The 12,985-nt window shown below is 44.5% G+C and carries 11 protein-coding genes; 1 reads left to right on the top strand and 10 read right to left on the bottom strand.

What is annotated here, in order from left to right; all coding sequences use genetic code 11:
• Positions 1-11: 11 nt before the first annotated feature.
• From ACOCD9_RS00105 to ACOCD9_RS00060, 10 genes are all read right to left on the bottom strand, one after another.
• Entirely contained in the window at positions 12-2,471 is a 2,460-nt protein-coding gene (locus ACOCD9_RS00105) for a tetratricopeptide repeat protein (protein ID WP_287699696.1), read from the bottom strand.
• Positions 2,472-2,491: 20 nt separating this feature from the next.
• A complete protein-coding gene (locus ACOCD9_RS00100) occupies positions 2,492-2,989 on the bottom strand; it encodes a LysM peptidoglycan-binding domain-containing protein (RefSeq protein ID WP_419546106.1) in 498 nt (165 codons plus the stop codon).
• A gap of 2 nt (positions 2,990-2,991) precedes the next feature.
• On the bottom strand, positions 2,992-5,208 hold the full coding sequence (locus ACOCD9_RS00095; RefSeq protein ID WP_419546105.1) for an Hsp70 family protein: 2,217 nt from the start codon (positions 5,206-5,208) through the stop codon (positions 2,992-2,994).
• A 736-nt stretch (positions 5,209-5,944) separates the two neighbouring features.
• Positions 5,945-6,076: a hypothetical protein gene (locus tag ACOCD9_RS00090; protein ID WP_419546104.1), complete on the bottom strand. Its 132-nt coding sequence runs from the start codon at positions 6,074-6,076 to the stop codon at positions 5,945-5,947.
• Positions 6,077-6,173: 97 nt separating this feature from the next.
• Entirely contained in the window at positions 6,174-6,575 is a 402-nt protein-coding gene (locus ACOCD9_RS00085; RefSeq protein WP_287699693.1) for a phosphomannose isomerase type II C-terminal cupin domain, read from the bottom strand.
• Between the two features lie 94 nt (positions 6,576-6,669).
• Positions 6,670-6,966 (bottom strand): Asp-tRNA(Asn)/Glu-tRNA(Gln) amidotransferase subunit GatC, encoded by a 297-nt coding sequence (gene gatC, locus ACOCD9_RS00080; RefSeq protein ID WP_287699692.1) that lies wholly within the window; start codon positions 6,964-6,966, stop codon positions 6,670-6,672.
• A 106-nt stretch (positions 6,967-7,072) separates the two neighbouring features.
• Complete coding sequence (locus ACOCD9_RS00075) at positions 7,073-7,594, bottom strand: photosystem I assembly protein Ycf3 (RefSeq protein WP_002770118.1); 522 nt, start codon at positions 7,592-7,594, stop codon at positions 7,073-7,075.
• 201 nt (positions 7,595-7,795) lie between these two features.
• Positions 7,796-8,449, bottom strand: a complete 654-nt coding sequence (locus ACOCD9_RS00070) for a PEP-CTERM sorting domain-containing protein (protein ID WP_419546103.1) — start codon at positions 8,447-8,449, stop codon at positions 7,796-7,798.
• Positions 8,450-8,797: 348 nt separating this feature from the next.
• Positions 8,798-9,967 carry a hypothetical protein gene (locus tag ACOCD9_RS00065; RefSeq protein WP_287699689.1) on the bottom strand — a complete coding sequence of 390 codons (1,170 nt, stop codon included), beginning with the start codon at positions 9,965-9,967 and terminating at the stop codon, positions 8,798-8,800.
• Between the two features lie 259 nt (positions 9,968-10,226).
• Positions 10,227-11,168 carry a glycosyltransferase family 2 protein gene (locus ACOCD9_RS00060; protein ID WP_419546102.1) on the bottom strand — a complete coding sequence of 314 codons (942 nt, stop codon included), beginning with the start codon at positions 11,166-11,168 and terminating at the stop codon, positions 10,227-10,229.
• A gap of 327 nt (positions 11,169-11,495) precedes the next feature.
• Here ACOCD9_RS00060 and glmM point away from each other — a divergent pair, with 327 nt between their 5' ends.
• The gene (gene glmM, locus ACOCD9_RS00055; RefSeq protein WP_419546101.1) at positions 11,496-12,935 is read left to right on the top strand and encodes a phosphoglucosamine mutase; all 1,440 of its coding nucleotides are present in this window, start codon (positions 11,496-11,498) and stop codon (positions 12,933-12,935) included.
• Positions 12,936-12,985 lie beyond the last annotated feature (50 nt).

Below are 12,985 nucleotides of genomic sequence, written 5' to 3'. Positions count from 1 at the left end.
TCTAACTCCCATTAAATAATATGAAATAGTTTATATACTTCTCGAAACTCTGGATCGTCGGGGCATAATTCGTAAGCAGATCTAACAAGTTCTATTAGTAATTCTGGGGGTAATTTTTGAGAATTTTCTATTAAAAGAGTGAGACAGAGTTGGGCGGTGATGTGACGGAGTTTTTGCGATCTCGATCGTTTCGCCTTTTCGATCGCCTCGGAAAATCGATTGCGCTCCATCAATCGCCTTACCTCCCTTGCGTCTTTTCTAAAAATAATCTCCTCGATCAATTCGTTTAGTATGGCATTATTGTAATCTATCTGTTTTAATTTCTCCAGTTCGCTTAAAGCTTTGGACTCGTCTATCTTTTGCTCATCCAATCTCCCGACTATTGCCAAGGCTTGATCTCGGACGTAATACATTTTCGAGTTAAGGGTTTGTACTAACTCGTACCAATTTCTATTCATCCTTAATAGATTCTCGAAACCCTCAATCTCCTCCTGTAATTCTAGGTAAAGTCGATCGATCTCTTCAATCCATTCTGGGTGATTTTTAAGGGCTGTTTTCGCCTCTTTTAAAGGATTCTCGGCTTTTTGCCACTGTTTCTGTTGTAGATAATGACAACCTTGATGGAATGATACAAAAGTATTAGCTATCTGTTCGAGAGTAGATTGGCAGGTTAGGGGTTTTAAAGCCACCCCGCGAACCCGATCCCCCTGTAAACAGGCAGCCACAGATTCCCCCCAACGGGTATAGAGAGTCGCCCAGAATTGCTCAGGCAGTTTCACAGTATTTCTATCAGGGTGAGTCCGATACAACCCGGGTAGGATGGTTAACCCTTCGATCTGGATTCCCTCTAGAGGATGATCCCGTAATAACCCTAGGGCCACAGCATCGCGACGGTAAAGATCGCGAAGTTGCAGGTAGTAATTGAGGTCTTCTTTGGTTCGATCGATCAACTCCTCAAGTATTCGGGTTAATTGTGCTTCTAAGTCCCGTATATCACCGTCATCGATAACTTTCCAAACCACATTCCTGACACTGGTGTTAAGATTTAAATTCGCCGTAGCGGATAACCAGACGGGTATTAATTTCTCTAGGGTAGCGGGATTTTCTACCGCTCGATAATAAAGGGCGATTGCTAAATTGTGCAATGATTCCAGATTGCGTTTTTTTTCCCATTCCCTCTCGGCGTTGATAACGATTTTCTCCCGATCCTTAGATCGCCATAATTGCTGATCTATCCGAGGAAGGATATGACTATATAAATTATAGATAACTTGCGGATCATCGCCGAATTTCTCTAAAAACACCTCGCTTTTCGAGCGGGCTAATTCTAGGTTTTCTTCTGGAATTAGTTCTTGTATTTCCTGCTGTAGAGTTAATTTTTCCCTTTGGCTATATCGGCTGAGCAGCTCTATCTGTTCTTTAATTTCCGGTCGATCGATCTTTTTCCATTCCCGATGCGCTTTCCTCCATTCCTGTAATCTCGCATAACCGTAACCCCGGAAGTAGATCGATTCCCTATCTTCGATTCCCTCTAATTGTTCTATTCCCTCTCGATAGTTCCCCGCTTTAATATTGGTTATGCCTAATCGCCGGTTTATATCGATTAATTCCGGTGTTATGAGTAGGGCTTTTCGATAGTTATCTATCGCCTTGTTTAGATCGCCGTTTTTTTCGGCAGCCACTCCCTGTTCAAAATAATTGAAGGCGATCGTTATCTGTTCTACTTTAGTTAATAGGTTTTTAACGTCCAGTCGCTGGAAATCTGCTAGGGCTTGATTTATTAACTCTCTCGATTGTTTTAGTTCTCCCTGTCGGGCCAATTCCTGAGCTTTTTTCAGTCTTACTTGACAGATATTTTCTTGCTCTACCTGTAATCGACATTTCTGGATTTCTAAACGGATTCGGTGATGGGAATAAAGAGCCTGTGCGCTTTCCAGTACCCCTAAAGCCTTCTTAAAATATCTCCGATTTCCCAACTCCTTGCCCTGTTTAAAAAAATCCAGAAATTTTTTTCTTTTTTCTAATTCTTGTTCAAGATTTTTCTCTAAAGATCTTAACTTAGGATCATTAATTAATTTGTTAGCCTCTTGGTAAAATTTTAAAGCCTCCGATAACTTGCCTATCTCGAAAGGGTTCCCCGTATCATCAGCCTGTAATTTTCTCCCTTGATAGGCTAGTTCTCTGCCCTTTTTTATTTCTTCTATTCGTCTATAAAAAACCAATAAAATCAAAACAAATGTAGTGATAGAAAAATAAGTGATAAAATTCTTATCTAAAGCCAACCAATTTTTGAGGAAAAAGAGGATACATATAATGACAAGTCCGCCACCCAATCCAGTTAATATTTCTAATTTTCTTGACCAATAGTTATTGTCTTTATTAGTAGGAAACCCTAAAAAAACAGCCTTTAAACTAATGGCGAGAAAAAAAGCTAAAACAAATCCAATAGCATAGCCCAAGAAAACTAACATAATATTCCTACTGGGTAAAATTAACAGGATTTATCAGAGTTGGGAATCAATAACTTTTCACCGACCTCGAGAGAATCGAGCCGATCGAGCAAAAAGGGATTAGCCTCAAGTATGGGAGATAATAGAGACTCATTCCCGTAAAAACGTTGAGCGATACGAGATAGGGAATCACCCGATCGAACCCGATAGTTAAACCCATCCACGCAGACAGTTTTAGTCAGCTGCTTCGATGGCGCGCTCAGTTCCCCAACAGGAGGGATAACAGGACTAGATTCGCTGACAGGGAGTAGGGAACGGGGGAATAGATTAGAAGCGATAGCACCCAGAAAAATCCCCGAAATCAACAGCAAAAGAGCCAATCCCAGTAATAAGCCGCGGCGGTTAGTTGCAGTCGGATTATCGACAACGGGAGATAGTTCCATTAAAAGACGTAGAGAGGATAAATCCGTCTCGCAATTGGGGCAAACATTCCCCTCCACGTTCGATCGTTGACAAACGGGACAATTAATTTTACTCATAATTAAAATCGGGTTAATCCAGTGGCCACATTGCCTGTCGGTAATTCGATCTCGCAATTCTGGCGAACTTCCGGTAATAATCGCTGTAATTCTCGTTCCGCCGTTTCTCGATCCCCCGCTGCCAAAGCGGTGATAACCGCGAGGAATTTTCTCGCCATACTATCCGCGCTGGCTTGATTTACCACTCCAGTTCGGGTGATGACGCTACGACACAATAGCAGCAGCAGCAACAATTCGGATAAATTTTTCCTCTCCTGTATTGCCGTTTCATTTAATCGCTGTATAGCCGAAAGATTACCGTTATTGATAGCTTTATTTAAATCTTCGATCAGTTGTTCGATGCGTGCCTGTTGTTCTTCCGGAACCAGAATTTGACAGTATTTTAAAACGAACTCGAACTCGGAGATCAGGATTTTACCCTGACTACTATCCTCGCAGGTGTAAGTTTTTAACTCCTGTAATTTTTCCCTGGCTACCTTGACCCGATCTTGCCGCGATTTTCCATCCTCTCCGCGGATTTGATTGGCCGCCCGAACTATTTCCCCAGCTATTTGATAGACGTATTTGGCCCCCACCTTGGTTAATAACTCCTTACGGTTCATCTCCTCGATACTTTCTTCTACCTGTCGCGAGATCTCCTCGTCCTCACCCCCGCGGGAAAAATCGGAACTCACTTTGATCGAGGGGTCATTTTTTAAACTTGCCACCATCGATAGAGAATTATTCTGTTCGTCTAGGGAAACGGCTAGTAATATTTCTGTGCCCTTTGGATAGGGTCGATCGAGAGCTAACCACATTTCGCCAATTTTCTCGTCGCACTTCTCCCCGGTACTTTCTGCCCGCACCCGATCCGGACTATAAAATTTAAAATGGATCAGACTCTGATCATCCGCTTCGGTTTTAAAAGTTTTGATGGTTTTAACGGGTAATATATCTCCCTGTCTGATGATCAGCTCTTGGCTGCCGTCGGCCAAATGGATACAGTAATCACGCGATACTGTCATCACCTTCTCTGTTAAACCAGCAGCCACGATCGCTGCTCCCTCCGCTACTGCATACATCGGCCGTCGGTGAACTACCACCCTCTCGCAACCGAAAACTTTTTTAACTTCCTCTTGCACGAAAGGAATCTGGGAGGAACCCCCCACTAATAACACCACATCGATCAGATCTTCGGGATAGTCGGAATACCGGATCGCTTCTTGACAGATGGCGATCGTTTTCTCCACTAGCGGCCGGATCATCTCTTCAAATTCACTCCTCTTAATCGTCACGGCAATGGTGATCGCCATACCCATCTCATCGATCAGCGGGGTCGCGGGGATAATGGTGGCACTTTCAGCACTACTTAAATCTATCTTTGCCCTCTCTACGGCGCTCTTGAAATCCCCTAAAAATCTTACTCTTTGATAATGGGGCATCGCGGCGATCAGAGCGTCCACATCCTCTAGATCTTCTTCTTGTGCCACTTTTTCCTTGACAAATTGCATTAATTGTGCATCTATATCATCTCCTCCTAACCAGAGATCCCCAGCTTTCCCCGATTCTATAAATTGATTTCCTGCGGCGGTGATCAAACAAGAATCGAAAGTACCGCCACCGAAATCGTACACCAGTATGTTTTTTACCTCCTCCGAATCCGGTTTATAACCGTAGGAAATTGCCGCCGCGGTCGGTTCCGAGAGTAACTCCCGGGCGATGATACCAGCCCGTTTTGCCGCCATCTTGGTGGCGTGACGCTGTTTATCGTTAAAATAGGCGGGAATAGTGATCACAGCTTCCTGTATCCTGCTTTTCTGACCGTTAGCCCCTTGATAATTCTGGGCATTAGCTACTACTTTTTTTAAAATCTCGGCCGATATGTCTTCCGGTTCGTATTCCTTGCCCCCTAACCATACCGATAGACTATCCTCCGTACCCCAGCTCGAGCGAGTGACTTTATAGCTTAAACGGGGTATTTGTTCCTGAACGATAGTATCGCTAAAACTCCTACCCATCAAACGCTTGATCGACATGATCACGTTTTCTGGGTTCGCCTTGATCTGTCTGTAGGCTTCTTCTCCAACGATCAGCCCCTCTCCGGCTAGGGAGACGAGCGATCGGGTTAATTTTCTCTCCGGAGGCGAGTTATCTGCGGCGGTCACTACCTCCACCCCCGCTAATTTAAATGCCGCTACTGAATTTGTCGTACCCAAATCTATCCCGACAATATTACCCATCGGATACCTTCATCTTTTCTAAGATTGCTCTTAATTATACCCATGATTACTCTATTTATTAAAGGAAATACTATCTATCGTTAATAGATTTTATTCTATACATATTAACCAATGCACATATAGTTGATTTTTGGCAAATTCTCGGGATTTTTTACCGCATTTATCAACAAGATCAAGCCGTTTCCTCACTCCATCCTACATAGGGTTTGCTGAATAAATCTAAAAACCTTGTTGGGTAAGACTTTTAGCAGCTATTCTCATTTTGAAACGATTTTGCGTTGTTTCAGCGATCTAGAGATTCGTTAAGAATTATTAACCCCTCTAGGTGCAAGGGTTTTAATGTCATGAAACCTTAAAATGAGAATTGCTAGACTTTTAGACTTTTTTCCCCTCAAAAAGTGCCAGCACTTGGAGTGATCGGGGGGAAAATTCCGGGACTTTTTCCCTGAAAATTAGGTAGTTGACCACCTGAAAATCGGTAAAACCCTACACCCCACACCCCACACCCCACACCCTGCCCCCAGGAAAAACTTTTTCAGCAAACCCTACATAAATAATCATTGCCCCTTGTCTCTTGCCCGACTCCTGCTCGGCTTTTCTTTGTCACAGAATTGACATCTGGCTGTTATAGTCCTGACAAATGAGAGTTATATGCTGAAGTTAATCCAGCAAAGGAATAAATCATTTCCCCTAGCCTAGCTTTCCTCAAGCTGCCCACACAGGGTCTAGGGGAAGTTTATTTTTCTGTAGATTTTACCCGTTCTTTGCTCACCACAGGATCAATATAAATCCCCGTCCCCGTGCCTTTACCTCCCATAAGGAAAACCGCTACCCGGCCAGAAAAGAAATTTTTTCTAGAACTTGACAAGCCTTGACAGCAGGGAAGACAGTCAGGCAGACTAACCTAAACAGGTTTTTGGAGCGAAAATATAGTTTCTTGCCTTTCTGTCTCCCTAAACAGGGTCTTAGCTCTGATGGCGAGCATAATCATCCTGAAAACGGACTATATCATCCTCTCCTAAATATTCCCCATTTTGCACTTCAATTAACACCAATTTGATCACCCCGGGGTTTTCCAGACGGTGAGCGGTACACTGCGGCACATAAGTGGACTGATTAGAACCGAGAATTTCTTCGTTATCTCCACAGGTGACTTTTGCCGTCCCCGAAACGACAATCCAGTGTTCACTGCGATGGTAGTGCATCTGTAAACTGAGACGATGACCCGGATTCACTTCAATCCGCTTGATTTTATAACCGGGACCCTCTTCTAGGGTGGTGAAAGAACCCCAGGGCCTAAATTCTGTTGCTGCCGATTCTACGCTCGAAATAAGCTGAAATGGTGCCACATCTTGGGATGCGATCATTATATTATGTCTCCATTGCTAGGTCTGATCTTAGTCCAAGATAGCAGCAAAAACCCTAGATGGCATCTAAATCAGTGATCGGTTGATCACTGATTCACTCTTCGTCGCTGTTGAGAATACGGGGAACCCGGAAATAATCCCCTTCCGGGGCCGGCGATTCCTGCACTAAGACCTCGTGATCGGGATAAAGTCTATTACTATCGGCGCGAGTAATATTTTGAATTTCGATCGCTCGCGTGGTGGGTGGCACATTTTCCGTGTCTAATTCGCTTAACTGCTCGAAATAATCCAGTATCCCGCTTAATTGCAGCGCAAATTGTTCTTCTTCAGCGCTGGTAATCTCTAAACGGGCTAAATGGGCGATTTTTTCAACTGTAGCTCGATCGATCATGGGAGAAATGGGGTAATGATGAATGATGAATTATGAATTGGGGAGTGGGGGAGTAGGGAGAATAAATAAAAGCAATTTCCTGACTCCTGTCTCCTGACTCCTCAATTTAGAAGAAAACATCAATTTCCGATCGCCCGGTGATTTTCAGCCAGTTTTGGGCTTCAATGTAGTTATTGGGGGCTAATCGGATGGCTTGTTTCCAGTATTCTGCCGCTTTGTCGTAGAGTGCTTCTGCTTCGGCCTGTTGTCCGTCTTCTCTGGCTTTTTCCCCTTGAAAATGGTAAATAACAGCGATATTATTCAAGGCGGAAGGCATTCTGGGATTCAGTTGGATAGCTTCTTCGTAGTATTCTAAGGCCTTTTCATGCTCGCCGTTACTAGCGTGGATAATGCCGATATTGTAGAGGATATAACTGCGATCATTAGGATCCTCTTCTAATGTTAAAGCTTCATAGTAATTATCGAGGGCTTCGGCGTATTCACCGTCAGCTTGGGCAGACATCCCATCGCGGTAATAAACAAAAGCCTCCTTGGCTTTTTTATTGGCGGGCAGTATCTTTAAGATGATATCTGCCATGACTGTAAAAGATTTATCAATAAAGTTATCGTTACGTTGAGTGCGTGGCATAGTTAGGTCGAGTGGGCGATCGAGATGACTATCTACCTTTATAGCACTCGCCGGCAATTCTAGGGCTGTTTTTCTAGTTTTTCCTGCCAGGATGACGCGGCTTTAACCAAGATTTTGAGTAAGTAGGTCGGACTTTGGGTACGAAACCTAATAAATGCCCTGTTACGGGATTATCCTATCATCCAACCTACTATCCAAAGATTAAGCTCTTTTTCTCAAACCAACGCCCGCTAAGCCCAAGCCTAACAGAGCCAGGGAGGCAGAAGGTTCGGGGATTGATTTAAATGAAATCTCATTGAAGCCAACACGTTGTCCGTCACCATAGTTGCTGGTGATATTCAATCTAACATGAGTGGCCTTGACCAGGTTAAAATTGATTAATTCTGGACCCCCAGGAGTAGTACCTCCTTGTGCGAAGGTGCCAGTCCAAGCACTAGTGAAAGTCGTTCCGTTGGTGGAGTATCCAAGGCTCGCGTTTCTAACTCCAATAGTGGTGGAACCAGCTCCAGTAGTATTCCAGAAACTAAATCCAATCAGATCAGTGGGAACAGTACCGAGCTGAAAAGTAATGCTGATGACATTACCAGCTGCCAGTTGGGCGCCGGCGGTGTTAAACGACCGCCAAGCATTAGCACTAGACGAGACAGCGTGTACTCCCCCCAGACTTGGTTGGTTGCCGGGCAACCCGCTCCCATTGGTGACATTGGCTAAGTCCCAATTTGAGCCGGTACCGGTCAAACTCGTGGCCGTGACGCCAGTAATCAGTCTGCCAGCTTGGGCGTTTTGTGCCACCCCTAGCATTAGTCCGAAAGTGGCAGTGGATAACAAAAGTGATTTAGTGGTTAGTTTCATCATGAAATCTACTCAAGAAGGTAAAGTTAAGTAAAGCCGAGCGGATATGGAATATCCTCGCATATTCTATTCGCTTTTTTTCTTCTCGTCTGTTACTTTTGATACATTTTTTCAATCTTTATTATGTTATTGAAGGAGGACGGATGCGGATTTCGATTTTTTTTCTCCCGTCTGTTACTTTTGATACAGTTTTTTAATCTTTATTATGATAGACAAGGAGGCGGACGCAGAGACACAGCCTGGTAGTGTCGCCCACTTCGGTGTTAGGGTTTATGTCTCCACCGTCGTGGGCGGGTCAGTCAATGATTATATTGTAATACAAAGCCGTCCTCAAGGGACGGGGTTTCAGACCTAAAAATTTCGATGAGATTCTGGCATTGTGGTTTTGCTATTGTCCCCATCGGAGAATAAATCATCGCTAAATAGATCATCAAGGGTAAATTCTTCGTCAGAAGGCAGGGATTCTAGATCGCTCACTCCCGCATCATCCCACATACTAAAGAAATCTAGTTCCTCTTGGTTGCTGAGAACAGATTGGCGATTAGATTCAACTTTAGGGGTTTCTTCAGCAAAAGGCTCGAATAGTTCGGGGCTATTGCTGTCAGTAATATCGGCAAATAAGTCATCTAGAGAATTTGGGGCAGCGGCGAATTTTTCTGATTCAGTGGCTAATAAATCAGGGAACCCCGTGTCACTGCCAACGGTTTCTTGACTGTAGATCTGATCGTAATTACCCGATAATTCTTCTAGGCTACCGATCATTCTAGTTTCTTCCTCTTCGCCAAACCTATCCATCTCAGGAGTGAATTCTGCTGCCAAATCTAGATTTTCTTCAGTGATAAAACCATCAAAAGTATTGATTTCACTGGCAAATTCTGGCTCATAAACTGTGGTTTCTAGCATCGTTTCAGGAGCAAATTCCGTTTCCAATCCTAGATTTTCTTCAGTGATAAAACCATCAAAAGGATTGATTTCTTCCCCAGGTTCGATTGTTTGGTTGGCGTTTTGTAGTTCTAAGAGTTGGCTTTGATAACCCTGTTCTAGTTGTTTAATTTGCGACTGATAGCCGTTTTCTAATTCTAGAATCTGCGCCTGTTGACTTTGACGCAGGGCTTCCATTTCTGCTTGCTTCCCGTCGATAATCTCTCGAATTTGACTTTGATAGCTTTGGCGCAATTCCTCGATTTTAGTTTCGTATTCCTGTTCAAGTTCCTGAATTTGGGTTTTATAGGCAACTTCCATGGCTTGAACTGGATTTGCGCCGGCTGCCTCTTGTAAACGTCTTTGGCTGTCTTCTAACTCTTTTTGCAATTTAGCCACTTCTTCTTTATAGGTGGCTTCGATATTGCCAAACTGTCCTTTGGTATCTTCTAACTCCGCTTCGGTTTCACCTAAAGCCGCCTGAATTTTCTCCTGTTTTTGCAGTGCTTCCTTGATTTTTCCCTCTTGCAGGGCATATAAAGCTCCACCCCCGATCGCACCTCCACCGACAAAACCGATTAAAATATCGACGATACTCATTATGGAATTCCTCCTCTAGGAAAATCTACTTCTAATATGCCTAATCTCAGACGATAATTGACAAGGGACAAAGGTGGTTAGTATTTTCCGCCGCTCTCGCTGCCGATTGCTTTTGATTGTGGCAGCAATTATCGGAAAAAGAAAGAAAATATTAAGTTTTTTTCTCGGCAAATATGGTGAGGTACAAAGTCTCTGGTTTTAGGGAGCTGGTTGTCGATGCTAAATGCTGTCACACCGCATCGCTGTTCGCCAAGACATTTCACTGAGGCTGCATTTCCCGATAAGCTTGATAAACGCCGCGCACGTTGTACCAATTGAGAAAAATGCGGGCAATTTCTAGGGCTAATTGCGGTTTACCTCGATCGATCAACCATTGTAACAGCGGGGAGAGGCTGCGTTCATTCAGGGTTCCGCCTAGGGAAAGTAAACCCCACAAAAGTCGGTGAATCCAAGTCATTTGAATCATCATCCGCACTTCCCAAGTGGGATGTTTTTGATAAAAAAGCACTCCCATTCGTCCCCGTTGAATTTCCTTATCGATGAGATTGGGAATTTGAGCGAGATTAAAGGGGGGATGCCAATGATAACCGACGGCTTCAGGACATTTAATTAATTTTAGTCCTAATTGCTTCAATCTCACCCCTAATTCCAAGTCTTCCCAACCGTAGAGTTGAAACTGGGTGTCGAATAATCCCGCTGCTAATAACCATTTTTTAGCGATCGCTACGTTGCCCGTGGCAAAATAGGCGGCGGAGAAGTCGGTGATTTTATAGGGTTCACTGGTGGGATGCTCGAAGTTACAGGTATTAATGACATTGCCGTAGGTAAATAAGCGATCGCTGCCGAGACTGGCTGCCCCAGCAGTTAAAGCGTCGGCGTGGGCTTGCAAAAAATTTTCTGTCACCACTAGATCGCTATCAATAAAAATAATCGTATCACCACGAGCTTTTTCTACCCCCAGATTCCTAGCGATCGCCGGTCCGCCGTGATCCTGTTGCCACAGTTGCAGGTGGGGTAAATTAGCCTTTTGAGTTTCTAGCCAAGCGATCGTCCCATCGGTAGAACCATCATCGACAACGACTATTTCGTAGTTTTCCACCTTATTATCGGTTAAACGCTGATTTTCTAGAGCGATTAAACATTTTTTTAAAATTGCTTGGCGATTGTAGGTAGGGATGACAACACTGATCAGCACGGGCATTCGGGGGTCAAGATTACCGTTTTAGCTTACCAAATAACCTCGGTTCCTTGATTAGACCTCCTGCAAAAATCAACAATCTTTATTCAGGAGGCAGGATTCAGGAGGCAGGATTCAGGAGATAGGGTGATAGGGTTTTGGGGTGATAGGGTTTTGGGGTGATAGGGTGATGAGACAGCTTCCCCACTTCCCTACTTCCCCACACCCCACACCCTACACCAGATGTAAGGAACTCCGGGAGGAGGATTAAGGTCAACTGGGAACATTGATTTTAAAAAATCGGTGATCATGTTATCCTCTGAATGTGTTGTGTGAGGGAAAGAATCGGCCATGGTAGCTTCTCTATCGTATCAAAATGGGCAAAAAGCTCGATCGCATCCCCTGTTATCCTTAGGGGGTTTAATCGAATTACCGTCATCACCCCTGTTCGGCACGGACGGAATTCGCGGCCAAGTGGGAGAATTATTAACTGCCCCCCTAGCGCTACAAATCGGATTTTGGGCGGGACAGGTATTAAAAAATCAAGCTGGTGTCACCAAACCAGTAATTATCGGTCAAGATTCCCGTAATTCCAGTGATATGTTAGCCAATGCTATCACTGCGGGTTTAACTTGGGCGGGAATAGAAGTCTGGCAACTGGGATTATGTCCCACTCCCTGCGTCGCCTATTTAACCAGAGAAAGCGAAGCGATGGGGGGGATCATGATTTCTGCCAGTCATAATCCTCCTGAAGATAACGGCATTAAATTTTTTGACAGCAGCGGTTTAAAATTATCTGGCAGTTTAGCGGCACAGATAGAAGCGGGTTTAAGGGGCAATTTAGAATTAGCCGATAAACCAGTAAATTGGGGAAAAGCGACTTTTTGTCCCGAATTAATCCAAAAATATTATCAAGCTGTCATTGCTTCCGTCGGGACGGATATTAACCTATCGGGATTAAAAATAGTTTTGGATCTAGCTTGGGGGGCAGCCGTTAACCTAGCACCTTTAGTATTCCAAGCCTTGGGGTCCGAAGTTATCTGTTTACACGATCGAGCCGACGGCGATCGCATTAACGTTAATTGTGGTTCTACCCATTTAGAAAGCTTACAGGCGGCGGTGATCAATCAGCAAGCGGATTTAGGGTTTGCCTTCGATGGCGATGCCGATCGAGTCTTGGCCGTGGATAGTCAGGGTAGAGTAGTAGATGGCGATTATATCCTCTATTTTTGGGGTCGTTCCCTCCTGGAAGCCGGACAGCTACCGGATGGGTTATTAGTAGCAACGGTGATGGCTAATTTAGGCTTTGAACGCGCTTGGCAAAAACTGGGGGGTCAATTCTTACGTACTGCCGTAGGTGATCAGCACGTTCAGGCGCAAATGTGGGAAACTGGAGCCATGCTAGGGGGTGAACAATCCGGCCATATTCTCTGCCATCATTACGGAGTTTCCGGGGATGGAATGCAAACCGCCCTACATTTAGCGGCTTTAGTGCAGAAATCGGCGGTTTCCTTGGCTAATTTAGTCGATCATAGCTTTGTCACCTATCCGCAGATTTTACGCAACGTGCGGGTGGAAGATAGAGAAGTGCGACGTAATTGGCAGCAATGTGAACCTTTGCGGCGGGAAATCCGCCAAGCTGAGATAGCCATGGCAGAAAAAGGCCGAATTTTGGTGCGCGCTTCCGGAACAGAACCGTTAATTCGGGTAATGGTGGAAGCAGAAACCCTAGAATTGGCCAGTTTTTGGACAGAAAGGCTCGTGGAAGCGGTGCGAAGCTATCTTTTGTAGTCGATCGAGGGGAACAGGGATTATAATGCCCTTAGCCTAGCGTAGCAGGG

The sequence above is a fragment of the Microcystis sp. genome, from assembly GCF_048564745.1.
Taxonomy (GTDB): Bacteria; Cyanobacteriota; Cyanobacteriia; order Cyanobacteriales; family Microcystaceae; genus Microcystis; species Microcystis ichthyoblabe_A.
This window is presented reverse-complemented; position numbering and strand designations above follow the sequence as displayed.